Origin of the sequence: Lentzea guizhouensis (genome assembly GCF_001701025.1) — a bacterium.
Classification (GTDB): domain Bacteria; phylum Actinomycetota; class Actinomycetes; order Mycobacteriales; family Pseudonocardiaceae; genus Lentzea; species Lentzea guizhouensis.
In genome coordinates, this window is the sequence record NZ_CP016793.1 from 6771345 (window position 1) to 6788340 (window position 16996).

Below are 16996 nucleotides of genomic sequence, written 5' to 3' on the forward strand. Positions count from 1 at the left end.
CACCGGCCCGACCACGCTCCGAACAGGACTCAAGTACGCCTCAAGGGGGACTCGACCAGGAGCGGGGCGTTTTTGTCGGTGGTGCCGGGTAACGTCCCACCCATGAACGCTGGGGACCGGATTCAGGAGCTCGCCGCCCGCCTCTTCGAGCTGCGCGACGCGTACTACCAGGGCGCGCCGTTGGTGGCCGACGCGGAGTACGACGCGCTGGAGGACGAGTTCCGGGGTCTGCTCGCGGAGCACCCGGAGCTGACGCCGGCGGACAACCCCCTGGACTCGGTCGGCGCGCCCGCGGTGCTGCACGCGCCGGTGCGGCATTCGCGGCCGATGTTGTCGTTGGAGAAGGCGAACAAGCCGGAGCAGGTCGAGGCGTTCTTCGCGCGGTTCCCCGGGCAGCCGGTGGTGGTGATGCCGAAGCTCGACGGGCTGTCGCTGGCGCTGGTGTACGAGAACGGGCGGCTGGCGCGGGCGGTCACGCGGGGTGACGGCACGACGGGTGACGACGTCACCTACCTGACGCGGGCGCTGGCCGACGGTGTGCCCGACCGGGTGGACGCGCCGGGGCGGGTCGAGGTGCGCGGCGAGTGCGTGATGTTGCGTTCGACGTTCGACGCGTACAACAAGAAGAACCCGGACAAGCCGTTGATCAACCCGCGCAACGCGGCGGCGGGCACGTTGCGCGCCAAGGACCCCAAGGCCGTTGAGGGCAGGCGGATGCAGTTCTTCGCCTTCGACCTCACGACCGAGCCGGAGAGCGCGGACTCCGATTTGGACGCCGGTCTGCGCAAGCTCGGCTTCAGCGTGGCCGAGATGCGGCACTGCAAGGCCGCGGAGGAGGCGCAGAAGGTCATCGAGTCGATCGAGGAGCAGCGCAACTCGCTCGACTACGACCTCGACGGCGCTGTGCTGCGCCTGGCCGACCGCGACGCGTTCGCCGCCGCCGGCACCCGGTCGAGCTCGCCGCGCGGTGCGATCGCCTACAAGTTCGCCGCCGAGGAGAAGACGACGGTGCTCGCCGACGTCGTCTGGGACGTCGGCAAGACCGGCAAGATCGCCCCCGTCGCCTGGCTGGAGCCGGTGTTCGTCGGCGGCACCACCGTCACCCGCGCGACCCTGGCGAACCAGGAGGTCATCCGCGCGCGCAACATCAAGATCGGCGACACGGTCCTGATCCGCCGCGCGGGCGATGTGATCCCGTTCGTGGCGGGCGTGCTCGACGCCTCGAAGCGCACCGGCGAGGAGCGCGAGATCGTGCCCCCGGCCGAGTGCCCCTCGTGCGCGCAACCGCTGACCGAGCAGGGCAACAGCCGCGAGCTGTTCTGCACGAACTCGGCGTGTCCCGCGCAGACCGTGCGCCGCCTCATCCACTGGTCGTCCCGCGCCGCCGCCGACATCGACGCCATCGGCCAGGTCTGGATCGAGCGCCTCGCCGAGACCGGCGATCTGGTGAACCCGTCCGACTTCTACACCCTCACCAAGGAACGCCTGCTGGAGTTCGACCGCGTCGGCGAGGTCTCCGCGACCCGCATGATCGAGTCCATCGACCGCAGCCGCGCCGTGGGCCTGCGCCGCGCCCTCATCGGCCTCGCCATCCCGATGGCCTCCGAAGGCACCGCCGCCCGCCTCTGCCGCGCCGGCTTCGGCTCCCTGGAAGAGGTCGCCGACGCGGGCGTCGAGGCCCTGGTGGCCGTCGACGACATCGGCGCCAAGGTCGCCGAGTCCCTCACCCAGCACCTCACCCGCCTGCGCCCCGAGATCGAACGCCTCCGCGCCCGCGGCGTGAACCTCGACGTCCGCGACGAGGACCTCCCGCCCGTCGTCGCCGCCGGCGCCCCGCTCGAGGGCAAGTCGGTCGTCATCACCGGCTCCATCAGCGACCCCCGCTCCGGCGAGAAGGTCGCCCGCCCCACCTTCCAGCGCATGTGCGAGAAGGCGGGCGCCACCGCCGCCTCCTCGGTCTCGGCGAGCACCGACATGCTCATCACGGGCGCGGACGTCGGCGCGAGCAAGCTGACGAAGGCCGAGAAGCTCGGCGTCGAGGTCGTGGACCAGGGGGAGATCTGGGCGAAGCTGATCGCCGCGGGCATCGCCTGAGGTGACGCGGTCGCGGTCCGCTCCTGCACCATGGACCGCAGTCGAGCCGCAGGAGACGTGATGATCCCGCATTCCGCCACCCTGGCCGTCAACGAGAAGATCAACGCCCGGCGCGCCGCCGGGCGACCGGTGCTCCACCTCGGGTTCGGCGAGGCGGGCCTGCCCGTGCTGCCCGCGGTCGCCGACGCACTCACCGCGGCCGCCGCTGAGAACGGCTACGGGCCCGTCGCCGGCTCCCAGCGCGCCCGCGAAGCAGCCGCCGGATACCTGACCCGGCGCGACCTGCCCACCGACCCCGGCCAGATCGTGTTCGCACCCGGCAGCAAGCCGTTGCTCTACGCCGTGCTCACCGCGCTGCCCGGCGATGTCGTGCTGCCCGTGCCGTCGTGGGTTTCCTATGCCGCGCAAGCACAACTCGCCGGCAAGCGGGTGATCGGCGTGCCGGTACCCGTGCAGTCCGGTGGCGTGCCGGACCCGGACCTGCTCGAACCGGCGCTGCGTGAAGCCCGTGCGAGCGGAGCCGACCCGCGGGTGCTCGTCGTCACCCTCCCGGACAACCCCACCGGCACCTGCGGGAGCGCCGACCTGGTGCACCGCGTCTGCGAGCTGGCCGACCGGCACGGGCTCACCATCCTGTCCGACGAGATCTACCGCGATCTCACCTTCGACCCGGCCCGGCACGTCAGTCCGGCGAGGTTCCTGCCGGAGCGCACGGTCGTGACCGGCGGACCGAGCAAGAGCATGGCCCTGGGCGGCTGGCGGATCGGCTTCGCGCGCATCGCCGACGCCGGGCTGCGCCAGGACGTCACCGGCATCGCCGGCGCGGTCTGGTCCAGCCTCGCCGCGCCGATGCAGGCGGCGGCCGCCCACGTGCTCGACGAGCCGCAGGAGGTCCGCGACCACCTCGGCGCGAGCCGCCGCCTGCACGCCGCGGTGTTGCGGGCGACCCACGAGATCTTCACGGCGGCCGGAGCGCGGTGCCGTGCGCCGGAGGCGGGGTTCTACCTCTACCCGGACCTGGAACCGCTGGGGTTGGCGGAGAAGACCGGGGTCGAGCTGTCCGGGAGGTTGCTCGACGAGCACGACATCGGTGTCCTGGCTGGGGAGCACTTCGGTGACGACCCGGCGGCACTGCGGTTCCGCGTCGCCACGAGCCTGCTCTACGGGTCCACTGTGGACGAGCGGTGGGAGGCGTTGCGCAGTGCCGATCCGGTGCGGCTGCCGTGGATCGCGGCGAGCCTCGACCAGCTCAGGACCGCGCTCGCCGCGCTGTGAGAAACGATCAGCGGGTGTCGCCGGCGTTCTCGCGAGGCGTGACGAGGCCGGACTCGTAGGCGATGACCACGAGCTGGGCGCGGTCGCGGGCGTGCAGCTTCGTCATGGCGCGGTTGACGTGGGTCTTCGCGGTGAGCGGGCTGATCACCATGCGCGCGGCGATCTCGTCGTTCGACAGGCCCTGCGCGACCAGCACGACGGCCTCCTGCTCGCGGGTGGTGAGGTCGGGCAGGCCGTGGGAGCCGAGCCGGGGCTGGCTCACGTACCGGTCGATGAGCCTGCGGGTGATGGACGGTGCGAGCAGGGCGTCGCCGCGGGCGGCGACGCGGACCGCGTGCAGGAAGTCCTCCGGGTGCACGTCCTTGACGAGGAAGCCGGCCGCGCCTGCTCGCAGTGCCTCGAACACGTACTCGTCGAGACCGTAGTTGGTGAGGATGACGACGTGCACCTGTGCCAGCGACGGGTCGGCGGCGATGCGGCGGGTGGCCTCGATGCCGTCGACCTCGGGCATCTGGACGTCCACGAGTGCGATGTCCGGCAGGTGGGTGCGGGCCTGGGCGACGCACTCGGCGCCGTCGGCGGCTTCGGCGACGACCTCGATGTCGTCCTCGGCCTGCAGCAGCGCGCGGAAGGCGCTGCGGATCAGGGCTTGGTCGTCGGCGAGCAGGACGCGGATCACGGGTGCACCACCGGGAGCTCGGCCTGGACGCAGAAGCCGCCGCCGGTGCGCGGGGCGGCGTCGAGGTGGCCGCCCAGCGCGGTGACCCGTTCGCGCATGCCCCGGATGCCGACGCCGGGGGTGCCGGTCGGCGGGGCGGTGCCGTCGTCGTCGACCCGGATGACGAGCGCGTCCTGGCGGTGGTCGATGTGGATGCGGGCGGTGGCGGCGTGGGCGTGGCGGGTGATGTTGGTGAGGGACTCCTGCACGATCCGGTACGCGGTCCGGTCGACTGCTGCCGGGAGGTCGTCGTGGTGGCCCTCGATCGTCAGCTGGGCGTCGAGGCCGGTGCTGCGCGCGCGGTGCACGAGGTCGGGGACGTCGTGCAGGCCGTGGTGCTCGGTGTCGTCCCTGAGCGCTTCGAGGGTGGCGCGGAGCTCCCTGGTCGCCTCGCGGCTGGCGTCGCGGATGGCGAGAAGGGCGTCCGGGACGTCCTCCTCGCGCTTGCGGGCGAGGTGGACGGCGACCTCGGCGTGCAGCTTGATCACCGAGATCTGGTGGGTGAGCGAGTCGTGCAGTTCGCGGGCGATGTGCAGGCGTTCCTCGTTCGCCCGGCGCAGGGCGGTCTCCTCGCGGGTGCGTTCGGCCTCGTCGGCGCGTTTCTCGGCCTGCCGCAACGCTTCGCCCGCCGCGGCGGCCGCGATCAGCCAGGCGATCTGCAGCACGTCACGGCTTTGCGTGAACGCCTCGGCGGTGGAGGGGGCGCGCGGGGACAGCAGGACGGCGAGGGGGAGTGCGGCGAGCATCAGCACCGAACCGGCCACCGTGACGACGTGGTGGCCCGCGCGCATGGTGGCGTAGACGGCGAACAGGAACGCGATCACCGGCACGTCGAGCCCGGTGGCCTGGTAGCCGAGCGCGGTGAGGCCGGTGGCGGCGAGGACGGCACGCGGGTGGCTGCGGCGGGCGGCGAGGGCGAGTCCGCTCGCGGCGAGGAACGCGTACCCGAGCGGTGTGGCGGCCTGCGCGGCACCGGCGATCACGAGGCTCGTGGCTACGCCGGTCGCGATCGCCCAGTCCGTCCACCTGCTCATGGGTGCACCCTAACCGGCGGTTCGCGCTGGTAAATCCTTCAGCAGGAGGACTTCCGCACTACTGCGGGCGTAGTAGCCGGGTGTCTGTGTGCGCACGACGACTCGTGGTGGTTCTCGCGGCCATGCTCGATCTCTCGCTGAAGGAGGCAGACATGGTGTTGGCACAGATAGCTGAGATGACCGCGGGACGGATGTGGTCACTCGTGGGCGGTGTGCTCGGTTTGGCCGGTGTGGTGCTCGCGCTCGTTGCGCGCCGTTTCGCACTGACAGCTGTTGGCGTAGGTGCGGCAGGTGCGGTGATCGGCGCGCTCGTGGTGGTGTTCGCCAAAGGCGGTCCCGGTACCGGCTACGGCATCGTCGGCGGCTACGTGGCGTTGGTGGTGGGGTTGGCCGCGGTGCTCGTGGGCCTGCTCAGGCGTAGAGGCGTGCGGGCTGCTGGACCGTCCGCCGGGTGACCATGCCCGCCGCGCCGCGCACGACCGCGAACTCGCCGAGCGGTGAGGCCAGCAGCCGGGTGTGCCGTTCCCCGCCCGCCAGCACGCGGGTGTCCATCTCGGACCGGATCGCGGCGCTCAGGTGCTCGTGCAGCACGGCGTAGCTGCCGCCGAGCACCACGGTCGGCACGTCGAAGAGGTTCATCAACGTCGCCAGCCCCACCCCGAGCGCACGGCCGGCCTCGTGGACCGCTTTCCGTGCGCGTTCATCGGTCTGCAGGGCGGTCGTGAGCTCGTCGAGGGTCTTCTTCTTCGCCGCGCTGAGCATGACGTCGAGCCCCGCATAACGCTCCACGCACCCACGGCTGCCACACGTGCACCGCACGCCGTCGCGCTCGATGACGACGTGGCCCAGCTCGCCGGCGAACCCGCTGACCCCGCGGTAGACCTCGCCGCCCAGCACCACGCCCGCGCCGATGCCGACGTCGGCGGACACGTGCACGAAGTCCTCGCCCGCCAGGTGCCGCGGCCACAGGTGGGCGAGGGCGGCGAGGTTGGCCTCGTTCTCCAGCTCGACGTCGAGGCCGAGCCGCCCGCTGAGGTCCTGCGCGAGGTTCTCACCCACCAGGTTGGGCAGGTTGGGCGCCCTGACGACGGTGCCGTCGTACACCACACCCGGCACGGCGAGCCCGACGCCGAGCACCGCGCGGTCCTCGGTGGACTGCCGGACCAGCGCGACGACCCGGTCGAGCACCTCGTCGGCCGTCGCCGCCCGGTGGTCGGCGGGGATGCGCCGCCGGTGCACGGTCTCGCCGTCGAGCCCGAGGGTCTCGACGGCGAGGTGCTCGACGTTGACCTCGACCCCGATGGCCACCGGACCGGCCGGGTGGAAGCGCAGCGGCTTCGACGGACGGCCGACGCCGGTCAGCGTGGCGGGTTCCTCGACGAGAACGCCGTTGGCGAGCAACGGCTCGGTGAGGTTGGACAGCGTGGCCTTGGTGAGCCCGGTGCGGGCGGCGAGGTCCGCCCGCGAACCGGGTTTGTCGACCAGTGCGAGCAGGACGGTGCGCAGGTTGCCGAGGCGGACCTGGCGCAGGTGGTCGACGGTGGTCATCGGCTCAAGTATCGCTGTGCGCCCACGACCGCCGTCATCGGCTCAGGTACTTCCGCGCGGCCTCGGCGTACCGCTCCCGAACGCCCGCCACCGCGTCCGCCCGGTACACCCGCGCGGCCTCGCCCGGCGACCACGACGGCGGCTCCGCACCCCCGGCCAGCACCAGGCCGCCTGCCGTGCCGCACCGTCCGCCACGTACTCACCCGGCGAAGGCACGGTCACCGGCACCCCGAACACCGTCGGCGCGATCTCCCGCACGGCCGCGGACGCCGCCGCACCGCCCACGAGTCGCACGCCCGTCACGTCCGCGCCCTGCGACGCCAGCGCGTCGAGGCCGACCGCGAGACCGCAGAGCATCCCCTCGACCGCCGCCCGCGCGATGTTCGCCGGGGTGGCGTTCGACAGGGTCAACCCGTGCAGGGCGCCGGTCGCGTCCGGGAGGTTCGGCGTCCGCTCACCCTCCAGGTACGGCACCAGCACCAGACCCTCCGCACCCGCGGGCGCGGACAGGGCGAGCGCACTGAGCCGCTCCAGGTCCACGCCCAGCATGCGGGCGGTCGCGTCCAGCACGCGGGCGGCGTTCAGCGTGCACGCCAGCGGCAGGTAGCGACCGGTCGCGTCGGCGAAGCCCGCGACGATGCCGGACGGGTCCGAGGCGCGAACCTCGCTCGTCGCCGTCACCACACCGGACGTCCCAAGCGACACGACGACATCGTTGCCCGCGGCCACACCGAGCATGGCGGCCGCGTTGTCACCGGCACCCGCGCCCACGAGCAGCTCACCGGCCGGAACGGACTCGGACGGGCCCAGCACGCGGGGGAGCCGGACGTCCGACCGGCCCAGCGCCAGCGCGACCAGGTCGGGCACGTAGGCGTTCGTGACCGAGTCGAAGTAGCCGGTGCCCGAGGCGTCGGAACGGTCGGTCACCAGCTCGGCGAGGTCCTGGCTGCCGCGCAGCCGCCACGTCAGCCAGTCGTGCGGCAGGCAGACGGCGGCGGTGCGCTTGGCGTTGTCCGGTTCGTGCTGGGCGAGCCAGCGGAGCTTGGTGATCGTGAACGACGCCACCGGCACCAGGCCGATCCGCTCCGCCCACTCCTGCGCACCCAGCTCGGCGGTCAGGTCCGCGGCGGCCGCCGCGGACCTGGTGTCGTTCCACAGCAGGGCGTCCCGGACGACCTCGCCGTCCTCGTCGAGGCACACCATGCCGTGCTGCTGGCCCGCGACGCTCACGGCTGCCACGTCGTCGAGCCCGCCGGCCTGGGCGACCGCGTCGGAGTACGCCCGCCACCAGTGCGACGGGTGCACCGACGTGCCGTCCGGGTGCGCGGCCCTGCCCTCACGCACGAGGCGCCCGGTGTCCGCGTCCCTGACCACGACCTTGCACGACTGCGTCGACGAGTCGACCCCGGCCACGAGCGTCATGTCAGCGCGCCCCGGCGAGGTGCTCGAGCGCGAGCTGGTTGAGCCGCACGAACCCGTAGCCGCGCTGCGCCAGCTGGTCCGGGTCGAACGACTCGGCGAGCAGGTCGTCGTAGCCCTCGCCGTCGGTCAGGGTCGGCTGCGCGAGGTCGGCGACACCGGCCGTGACCAGCGCCTCCTGCACCTCGGGGTCGGCCCGGAACGCGGCCGCCCGCTCCTTGAGCAGCAGGTAGGTCTGCATGTTCGCCTTGACCGAGTCCCACACGCCGGTGAAGTCCTCGGTGCGCGACGGCTTGTAGTCGAAGTGCCGCGGCCCCTCGTAGCCCGCCGTCTCCAGCAGGTCGACCAGCGCGAACGCGTTCATCAGGTCGCCGTGGCCGAACACCAGGTCCTGGTCGTACTTGATGCTGCGCTGCCCGTTGAGGTCGATGTGGAACAGCTTGCCGTGCCACAACGCCTGCGCGATGCCGTGCACGAAGTTCAGGCCCGCCATCTGCTCGTGCCCGACCTCGGGGTTGAGGCCGACCAGGTCGGGGCGGTCCAGCGAGGTGATGAACGCCAGCGCGTGCCCGATCGTCGGCAGCAGGATGTCGCCGCGCGGCTCGTTCGGCTTGGGCTCGATCGCGAACCGGATGTCGTAGCCGCGGTCGGTGACGAACTGCGTCAGCAGGTTCAGCCCCTCGCGGTACCGGTCCAGCGCCGCCCGCACGTCCTTCGCGGTGTCGTACTCGGAACCCTCGCGGCCGCCCCACAGCACGTAGGTCTGCGCGCCCAGCTCGGCCGCCAGCTCGACGTTGCGCAGGACCTTCTGCAGCGCGTACCGGCGCACCGACCGGTCGTTGCTGGTGAAGCCGCCGTCCTTGAAGACGGGGTGGCTGAAGAGGTTGGTGGTGACCATCGGGATGGTCAGCCCGGTCTCCTTCAGCGCCGTCTGCAGCCGGCCGACCTGCTGGTCGCGGTTGGTGGAGTCGAAGAGGTCGTCGTCGTGGAACGACATGCCCCATGCACCGTGCTCGGCCAGCTTGTGCACGGCCTCGACCACGTCCAACGCCGGTCGCGTGGCCTCGCCGAACGGGTCGCGGCCCGACCAGCCGATGGTCCACAGGCCGAAGGAGAACTTGTCCGCCGGAGTGGGCGTGCTCATGATCCACCCTTTCGTTCAATGCTTGAACTTAGTGCGGACAGTACGACGCCGGAGCCGTGATCGCAATATTCGGTTCCCCGTCCACACGAGACGATCTACGCTCCTGACCACCATCACCGAGCGAGGGGAGTACGGCCGTGCGCATCCGCACCGCTCCCCGCTTTGACGTGATCCTCGTGTCTTCGGACTCCGGCCGCCCGCTGCGCGCCGGGCACCGGTAACCACGCGACGACCCACCTCCGCGGCACCTGACGTTCGGTGCTGCCCTGGGCTCTCGCCGGCCGCATCGCGCCGTCCGCACGACCGAGACCACCCGAAAGGCACCGCGCCATGCGCGCCATCCGCAACATCGGCATCCTCGCCCACGTCGACGCCGGCAAGACCACCCTCACCGAACGCGTGCTCTTCGCCACCGGCACGACCTACAAGCGCGGCGAGGTCCACGACGGCACCACCGTCACCGACTTCGACCCGCAGGAGCGCGACCGCGGCATCACGATCTTCGCCGCGGCCGTGAGCTGCACCTGGGACGACCACCGGATCAACCTCATCGACACCCCCGGCCACGTCGACTTCGCGGACGAGGTCGAACGGGCGTTGCGGGTGCTCGACGGTGCGGTCGTGACGTTCGACGGCGTGGCCGGGGTGGAGCCGCAGAGCGAGTCGGTGTGGCGGCAGGCGGACCGGTACGGCGTGCCGCGGATCGCGTTCGTCAACAAGCTGGACCGGGCGGGCGCGCACCTCGACGCCGCCGTCGAGTCCATCAGGACCCGGCTCGGCACCACACCGCTCGCCGTCCAGCTGCCGATCGGGCAGGAGGACGGCTTCCGCGGCGTGGTCGACCTGGTCGCCATGCGCGCCTACGTGTGGGACGGCGGACGCGAGGAGGTCCAGGTCCCACCGGAAGCACACGACCACCGGCGCAGGTTGGAGGAGAAGGTCGCCGAGCTCCACGCGGGCGCACTGGAGGAGTTCTGCACGAAGAACGAGCTCACCGACGAGACGCTCAGGAACGCCCTGCGCGACCTGACCCACGCGAACAAGGCGACGGTCGTGCTGTGCGGCAGCGCGTACAAGAACCGCGGCATCGAACCGTTGCTGGACGCGGTGGTCGCGTACCTGCCGTCCCCTGTGGACAAACGCCCGGTGGAGAGCGTCGACGGGCAGCAACGACGGGCGGATCCGAGCGAACCGTTCGCGGCGTTGGCGTTCAAGGTGAACTCGACCTCGACGGGCAGGCTCACGTATGTCCGCGTGTACTCCGGCACCCTCCACAAGGGAGACACGGTGCTGGCGAACGGCAGGACCGAACGCGTCGCACGCATCCTGCGGGTGCAGGCCGACCGGCACACGCCGATCGACACCGCGACCGCCGGTGACATCGTGGCCGTGGTGGGACTGAAGGACACGCGCACCGGGGCGACCCTGTGCGCGCCGGACGCCCCGCTGCTGCTCGAAGAACCGGTCACGCAGGACCCGGTCGTGTCGGTGGCGGTCGAACCCAGGACCGCCGCGGACACCGAGCGGCTGACCCGGGCACTGGCCTGCCTCACCGAGGAGGACCCGTCGCTGAAGGTCGCCACCGACCGGGAGACCGGCCAGCTGCTGCTCTCCGGGCTCGGCGAGCTGCACCTGGAGGTCGCGGTGGAGAAGGCACGGCAGAACCACCGCATCGAGATCACGATGGGACGGCCGAAGGTGGCCTACCGCGAGACGGTCGCCCAGGGCGTCACCGGGTTCGTGTACCGGCACGTGAAGCAGGACGGAGGTGCGGGACAGTTCGCCCACATCGTGATCGACACCGAACCGGCGGAGGCCTTCGAGTTCCGCTCGGCGGTCACCGGCGGGCGGGTGCCGCAGGAGTTCGTCAAGGCGGTCGAACAGGGCTGCCGCGACGCCCTGCAGGAGGGCCCGCTCGGCTTCCCGGTCACCGGCGTGCGGGTGACGCTCACCGACGGGTCCACGCACGTCAAGGACTCCAGCGAGATGGCCTTCCGCACGGCGGGCCGCCTCGGTCTCCGCGACGCGCTCAGGCTCGGCGTCATGACCAAGCTCGAACCGGTCGCCGAGGTGACGGTCACCGTGCCGGAGAAGTTCGCCGGAGGTGTGTTCGGTGACCTGTCGGCGCGGCGGGGCCGGATCCTCGGTTCCACCACCAGGGCCGGCATGGCGGTGGTGACGGCGAGCGTGCCGCTGGCGGAGATGTTCGGCTACGTGACGAGGTTGCGCAGCCGGACGCAGGGCCGCGGCACGTTCACCAGCCGTCCCACCGGCTACGCGCCCGCATAGCACGAGACGGGCCCGCCCGCGCACCAGCGCGGGCGGGCCTATGCTCGATCAAATGTTGATCGGACCGGCTCCGCACGACCGGCTGCACGTCATGTCGTTCAACCTGCGCTTCGCCTCGAACGCCGAACCGAACTCCTGGGCGACCAGACGCCCCGTGATGGCGCGGTTGCTCAACGAGGAGCTGCCGACCGTCCTCGGCACCCAGGAGGGTCTGTACGGGCAGGTCAAGGACGTCGCACTCGACCTTCCCGACCGCTACGACTGGATCGGCGTCGGCCGCGCCGGCGGCAGCCACGACGAGTTCGTCGCGATCTTCTTCGACACCGACCGGCTGGAGCCGCTCGCGTTCGACCACCACTGGCTCTCGGCCACCCCGAACGTGATCGGCTCGCGGACCTGGGGCAACAACGTCATCCGGATCGTCACCTGGGTCCGGTTCGCCGACAAGCGCACCGGTGCCCAGTTCATCACCGTGAACACCCACTTCGACCACGAGTCGGAGAACGCCAGGCTGCGCAGCGCCGAGCTGATCCGCGACCAGGTCAACGCCCAGACCCTGCCGGTCGTGCTCACCGGCGACTTCAACGACGCCGCCGGCTCGCCCGCCTACAAGATCCTCGGGCTGGCGGACACCTGGAACGGCCACCGGCTCACGCCCGCGTTCGGCACGTTCCACGGCTACCAGTCGCCCGTGCCGGACGGCCCGCGGATCGACTGGATCATGACCCGCGGCGCCACCACCGAGGCCGCCGCGATCAACACCTACGTCGAGGGCAGCCAGTACCCGTCCGACCACCTCCCGGTGCAGGCGCTGGTCCGGATCACCTGACCTCCTCCGGCGGCAGGTCGTGCGAGCAGGTCGCCGCACCGCTCGCACGGGCCTGCCGCAGTGCGGGGTACGGGCCCGCGATCTGCTCGCGGGGAACGGTTCCCAGCGCCAGCACCGCGTCTCCCGCGGCCAGGACCTGGCGCCGCATCCGGTCGTGGTCGACGGCCCGCGCCCCGAACGCCGGCGCCCACAGCGTCCACGGCCCGGAGATCATCGCCATCGTCGGGACCAGGTGCGAGTGGAAGTGCGTGCCGATCCCGCCGAACGAGCACTGCGGCGGCGCCCGGTCCGGCACCGGAGGATCGTTGCCAGCCAACACGAAGGTCCGGTCGACCCCGCGCGCGGTCAACGCCGTCAGCGCCGCCCCGGCCAGCGCCGGACTGCCCGCGAACCACGCGGAGAACTCGCCGGCCCCTGTCGGCCGCAACCGGCCGTCGACCGGCAGGAACTCCCGTGTTCCCAGATGTTCGAGCACGAACGCGTACGCCACCGATCCGGAGTCGTACTCGGCGTCCAACGCCCGTGCCCGGAACTCGCTGCCCTCCGCCGCGCGGTGCAAATGCCCGGTGGCGAACACGAACTCGATCGTCCGGGTCCGGCACCGCAGGGGCAGCTCCGCGAAGTACTCGGCCAACGCGAGCAGGCCCACGGTCCCGTTCTCCTGCACCCAGCCGACGCCGTCGGTGTTGGTGTCGAGCACGACCCGCTCGCTGCTCGTCCCCGGCAGCGTCGCGATCAGCGACCGCGTCGTCGCCCGGTCGCGCGCGGCCAGCACACCGATCGTCGTCCGGGTGCCGACCTGCAGCTCCACCGCCGCGTCCGAGCCGACGAACACGCCGGGAACGCGGTAGTGCGTGCCCAGATGCGGGTCCCAGTAGCCCTTGACCTGCTCGTGCGGGAACGGGAACGCCACCACGACCCCCGCGGCGCCGGCGTTGCCCGCGTCCACCATGTCCTGGTGCAGCAGCGGTTCCGCGAAGTAGCCGCGGTCGACGGCGGGGAAGTCGCGCAGCACCACCTTGCCGCGCGCGTTGTCGGCGGTGATCGGCACACCGGCGGGCAGCCGCACGAGCTCACCCGACCGCAGACCGGGTGCGGAGTAGGGGATCGCGCTCGCCACCGGGACGGCACCGGGCCCGAGCAACAGGCCGGGGCCGGGCCGCCAGCGCTGGATGGTGAACCCCTCGGACCGCACGGAGACGCCGGGCAGACGGTCGACCATGCGCTCCAGCCAGTCGATCAACCGCCGGTGCTGCGGGCTCCCGGTCGACCGCACGCCGAAGCCGGCCACCTTCGCGTTCAACGCCCGCAGCTCCGCCGCCGACGGGAAGGCGCCGACGGTGACCGGGCACTCCTGGGCGGAGGCGGCGGGAACGGTCAGGTGGAGCAGGGAAGTCGTTACGACGCTTATGAATGCAAGCCATCTGGCAGGTCGCACGCCGCACACTGTGCGCCGTGGTGAGGCGTCCTCACAATCCGCCTTCCGGGTCCGGAGCTCGTCTCAGTTCGGCGGAGGAGTGGTCTGAACCATTAGGTTGCCTGTCATGCGCTTGAAAACACTGATCGCGTCCGCTCTCGTGGCGGTCTCGCTCGGCTCCGGAGCGACGGCGGCGGCCGCTCCGGCCGGCCACGAGTGCGCCACCCCGTCCATCGACCGCTACCAGCAGTGGCTGGCCAGCGGCGAGGGCACGACCGAGCCCGCGACCGGCAGCATCCTCGTTCCCGAGGGCCGCCACCGGTACGCGGCGAAGATCAAGTTCCTCAACCCCGAGTGGCACGTCATGGTGCTCTGGCTCGGCAACCAGTTCGAGGCCCAGGCGGACCTGTCACGTTCGCGCGGGTTCCTGATGACCTACAGCGCCACCGACGACCTGTACGTCCAGCTGCGGCCGGCGTCGGACTGGAGCGGCGGCGCCAAGTGGGTCACCAAGATCCCGTCCACCCGCGGCAAGGTCGTGTCGCGGTTCTTCAGCTTCCACCCTGACAAGTGGACAACTTTGGCGGAGCTGGGTGCACCGGCGTACCCGCTGTCCGAGGCGTTGGACGACGCCCGTGGCCTGGTGTTCGTCGGGAAGACGCCGAACGACCTGGTGTTCAAGGGCCTGAAGGTGGACGGTTACCGGCCACCCTGCGTTTACTGACAGCGTTGTCGTGACCGGGTACCTTCCCGGCACGTGAGAGCGCTCTCGATCACCCTGGTCACCGTCCTCGCCGCCGCGCTGGTCTCCCCGGCCAGTGCGGCGGTGCGGGACGACACCCGCTCGGTCGACCCGCTGATCGGCTCGGCGGGTGGCGGCAACACCTATCCGGGCGCGGTCCGGCCGTTCGGGATGATCTCCTGGAGCCCGACCTCGACCCGCGGCGACCAGACCAACACCGGTGCCGCCAACGGGTACGCCTACGACGCCACGCGGGTGCGGGGCTTCAGCCTCACCCACGTCAACGGCGCGGGCTGCCACCCCGGCGCGGCCGGTGACGTGCCGATCATGCCGCACGTCGGCGCGATCACCTCGTCGCCGACCGCGGACACCAAGGACCAGGTCTTCGCGAGCGACTTCTCCCACGCCGACGAGGTCGCCGAGCCCGGCCGTTACCGGGTGGGCCTGAAGTCCGGTGCTTCTGCCGACCTCTCGGTGACGACCCGCGCGGGCATCGGCGAGTTCGGCTTCCCCGCCGGGCAACCGGCTTCGCTGCTGTTCCGCGTCTCGAACTCGTTGAACGGCAGCGAGGACGCCGAGGTCACCATCGACCCGGCCACGAAGACCGTTTCTGGTTCGGTGCTCACCGGCGCGTTCTGCGGCCGGCGGGCGAACGGCGGCACGAACAACCAGAAGTCGTACTACCGCCTGTACTTCACGGCGTCGTTCGACCAGGCGTTCAGCGGCTTCGGCACGTGGGTGAACGACTCGCTCAAGCCGGGTGCCACCACCGCGACCGGCGGTGAGGGCTACCTGACCGGCAACGCCCGCGCGGGCAAGGGTTCCGGCGGCTATGTGTCCTTTGCGGACACCCACGTGCGGATGCGCGTCGGCATCTCCTACACCAGCCTCGAAGCCGCCCAGCGCAACCTGAAGGCCGAGATCTCGAAGCGCGACACCGTCGAGTCGGTGGCGCAGGACGCGCGGAAGACGTGGGCGAAGCAGCTCCGCGCGGTCGAGGTCGACGGCGGCACCGCCGACCAGCGCACGGTCTTCTACACCGCGCTCTACCACGCGTTCCTGCAGCCGAACGTGACCAGCGACGTCGACGGCACCTACCTCGGCAGCGACCGCCGGGTGCACCGCCTCGCCCCCGGCCAGCGCGCCCAGTACGGCAACTTCTCCGGCTGGGACCAGTACCGCGCCCACACCCAACTGCTCGCGTTGCTGGAACCCCGCGTCGCCGGCGACTACGCCCAGTCGTTGCTGAACCTCGCCCGTCAGAACGGCGGCGTCTGGGACCGCTGGGTGCACGTCAACGGCCCCACCCACGTGATGACCGGCGACCCGTCCGCTCCCGCCGTGGCCGGCATGTACGCCATGGGTGCTCGCAACTTCGACGTCCGCGGCGCCTACGACTCGTTGCTGCGCCAGGCCACCGTCCCGCACCCGGACGGCCTGTCCGACAAGGGCTGCCCCGGCCAGTGCGAGGGCCAGCGCCCGAACCTCGCCGAGTACCTGCGCCTCGGCTACGCCCCGCAGGACACCTGCCACTGCTGGGGCGGCGCCGCGGAGACCCTGGAGGACGCCGTCGCCGACCAGGCGCTGGCCGACCTCGCCGACCGCCTCGGCCGCCCGTCCGCCGACCTGCGCGCCCGCGCCGGCTGGTGGCGCAACACGTTCAACCCGGTCACCGGCCACCAGCAGGCTCGCCGCGCCGACGGCTCGTGGGTGACGCCGTTCAACCCGGCCTCCGACCTCGGCTTCGCCCAGGGCACCAGCGCCACCTACACGTGGATGGTCCCGCACGACGCCGCCGGCCTGGCCACCGCGATGGGCGGCAACGAGACCGCGGTGACCCGCCTCGACTCGTTCTTCCACCGCCCCGACGGCTCCTGGGCCACCGGCGGCGACCCGCTGCGCTACGACCCGACCAACGAGCCCGGCATCCACACCCCGTGGCTGTTCAACGAGTTCGGCCGCCCCGACAAGACGCAGGAAACCGTGCGCGCCATGGCCTCCCTCGTCTACCGCACCGGCCCGTCCGGCCTGCCCGGCAACGACGACCTCGGCACCATGTCCGCCTGGTACGTCTTCGCCGCGCTCGGCCTGTACCCGCGCACGCCGAGCAGCGCCGAACTGCACCTCGCCAACCCGATGTTCCCCAAGGCGCGCATCGCCTCGCGCGGGATCACGGTGCTGGCGCCGCAGTCGTCGAAGGTCTACGTCGACAGCGTGCGGTGGAACGGGCGCAGGGCCGAGCAGCCGTGGTTGCCGGAGTCGTTCGTGCAGCGCGGTGGCGTGCTGGTGGTAACAGCCCGCTGAACCCAGGCCGATTCATCGCAACCACGCATCCTGGCGGCGAGCCGGTGGTGGAGACCTGCCGATGAAAACGCTTTCAGATCACCTCGACGCCTGCCGGCTCGTCTGCCGACCACCATGACGCGGTGCGGTTCACCCGAGCAGCGGTACCCGGCCCCGTCCGGTGCGAAGACGGGCGCCCAGCGG

At 71.7% G+C, this 16996-nt stretch carries 12 protein-coding genes and 1 pseudogene; 7 read left to right on the forward strand and 6 right to left on the reverse strand.

Annotated elements, in window-relative coordinates:
- The first annotated feature begins 102 nt into the window (after positions 1 to 102).
- Positions 103 to 2094 (forward strand): NAD-dependent DNA ligase LigA, encoded by a 1992-nt coding sequence (gene ligA / locus BBK82_RS32765; RefSeq protein ID WP_065918442.1) that lies wholly within the window; start codon positions 103 to 105, stop codon positions 2092 to 2094.
- A gap of 60 nt (positions 2095 to 2154) precedes the next feature.
- A complete protein-coding gene (locus BBK82_RS32770; protein ID WP_065918443.1) occupies positions 2155 to 3369 on the forward strand; it encodes a pyridoxal phosphate-dependent aminotransferase in 1215 nt (404 codons plus the stop codon).
- Positions 3370 to 3376: 7 nt separating this feature from the next.
- Here BBK82_RS32770 and BBK82_RS32775 read toward each other — a convergent pair whose 3' ends face one another.
- Both BBK82_RS32775 and BBK82_RS32780 read right to left on the reverse strand, forming a co-directional pair.
- Positions 3377 to 4048 (reverse strand): response regulator, encoded by a 672-nt coding sequence (locus tag BBK82_RS32775; RefSeq protein WP_065918444.1) that lies wholly within the window; start codon positions 4046 to 4048, stop codon positions 3377 to 3379.
- Entirely contained in the window at positions 4045 to 5121 is a 1077-nt protein-coding gene (locus tag BBK82_RS32780; RefSeq protein WP_065918445.1) for a sensor histidine kinase, read from the reverse strand. Before BBK82_RS32780 ends, BBK82_RS32775 begins: the two co-directional genes overlap by 4 nt.
- Positions 5122 to 5225: 104 nt before the next feature.
- Here BBK82_RS32780 and BBK82_RS32785 point away from each other — a divergent pair, with 104 nt between their 5' ends.
- A complete protein-coding gene (locus BBK82_RS32785; protein ID WP_335617993.1) occupies positions 5226 to 5576 on the forward strand; it encodes a DUF6223 family protein in 351 nt (116 codons plus the stop codon).
- Here BBK82_RS32785 and BBK82_RS32790 read toward each other — a convergent pair.
- The 3 genes and pseudogenes from BBK82_RS32790 to xylA all read right to left on the reverse strand — a co-directional run bounded on the left by BBK82_RS32790 (position 5533) and on the right by xylA (position 9235).
- Positions 5533 to 6669, reverse strand: coding sequence for an ROK family protein (locus tag BBK82_RS32790; protein ID WP_065918446.1), 1137 nt, complete (start codon positions 6667 to 6669; stop codon positions 5533 to 5535). The genes BBK82_RS32785 and BBK82_RS32790 overlap by 44 nt on opposite strands.
- Before the next feature lie 34 nt (positions 6670 to 6703).
- Positions 6704 to 8091, reverse strand: a pseudogene (gene xylB, locus BBK82_RS32795) (xylulokinase).
- Between the two features lies 1 nt (position 8092).
- Positions 8093 to 9235, reverse strand: a complete 1143-nt coding sequence (gene xylA / locus BBK82_RS32800; RefSeq protein WP_154697635.1) for a xylose isomerase — start codon at positions 9233 to 9235, stop codon at positions 8093 to 8095.
- Between the two features lie 327 nt (positions 9236 to 9562).
- Here xylA and fusA point away from each other — a divergent pair, with 327 nt between their 5' ends.
- Positions 9563 to 11521, forward strand: a complete 1959-nt coding sequence (fusA, locus tag BBK82_RS32805; protein ID WP_065918448.1) for an elongation factor G — start codon at positions 9563 to 9565, stop codon at positions 11519 to 11521.
- A gap of 52 nt (positions 11522 to 11573) precedes the next feature.
- Positions 11574 to 12350: an endonuclease/exonuclease/phosphatase family protein gene (locus BBK82_RS32810; protein ID WP_237047698.1), complete on the forward strand. Its 777-nt coding sequence runs from the start codon at positions 11574 to 11576 to the stop codon at positions 12348 to 12350.
- Here the strand turns inward: BBK82_RS32810 and BBK82_RS32815 are convergent.
- The gene (locus tag BBK82_RS32815) at positions 12343 to 13788 is read right to left on the reverse strand and encodes a hypothetical protein (RefSeq protein ID WP_154697636.1); all 1446 of its coding nucleotides are present in this window, start codon (positions 13786 to 13788) and stop codon (positions 12343 to 12345) included. The two genes, BBK82_RS32810 and BBK82_RS32815, sit on opposite strands and share 8 nt — an antisense overlap.
- A 106-nt stretch (positions 13789 to 13894) precedes the next feature.
- Here BBK82_RS32815 and BBK82_RS32820 point away from each other — a divergent pair, with 106 nt between their 5' ends.
- Both BBK82_RS32820 and BBK82_RS32825 read left to right on the forward strand, forming a co-directional pair.
- A complete protein-coding gene (locus BBK82_RS32820) occupies positions 13895 to 14491 on the forward strand; it encodes a hypothetical protein (RefSeq protein WP_065918451.1) in 597 nt (198 codons plus the stop codon).
- A 33-nt stretch (positions 14492 to 14524) separates the two neighbouring features.
- Positions 14525 to 16813 (forward strand): GH92 family glycosyl hydrolase, encoded by a 2289-nt coding sequence (locus tag BBK82_RS32825; RefSeq protein ID WP_065918452.1) that lies wholly within the window; start codon positions 14525 to 14527, stop codon positions 16811 to 16813.
- Positions 16814 to 16996 lie beyond the last annotated feature (183 nt).

Coding starts and splice junctions, on each gene's coding strand:
- BBK82_RS32780 (WP_065918445.1), bottom strand. CDS start 5,121: ATGAGCAGGTGGACGGACTGGGCGATCGCGACCGGCGTAGCCACGAGC.
- BBK82_RS32820 (WP_065918451.1), top strand. CDS start 13,895: ATGCGCTTGAAAACACTGATCGCGTCCGCTCTCGTGGCGGTCTCGCTC.
- ligA (WP_065918442.1), top strand. CDS start 103: ATGAACGCTGGGGACCGGATTCAGGAGCTCGCCGCCCGCCTCTTCGAG.
- BBK82_RS32770 (WP_065918443.1), top strand. CDS start 2,155: ATGATCCCGCATTCCGCCACCCTGGCCGTCAACGAGAAGATCAACGCC.
- BBK82_RS32790 (WP_065918446.1), bottom strand. CDS start 6,669: ATGACCACCGTCGACCACCTGCGCCAGGTCCGCCTCGGCAACCTGCGC.
- fusA (WP_065918448.1), top strand. CDS start 9,563: ATGCGCGCCATCCGCAACATCGGCATCCTCGCCCACGTCGACGCCGGC.
- BBK82_RS32810 (WP_237047698.1), top strand. CDS start 11,574: ATGTTGATCGGACCGGCTCCGCACGACCGGCTGCACGTCATGTCGTTC.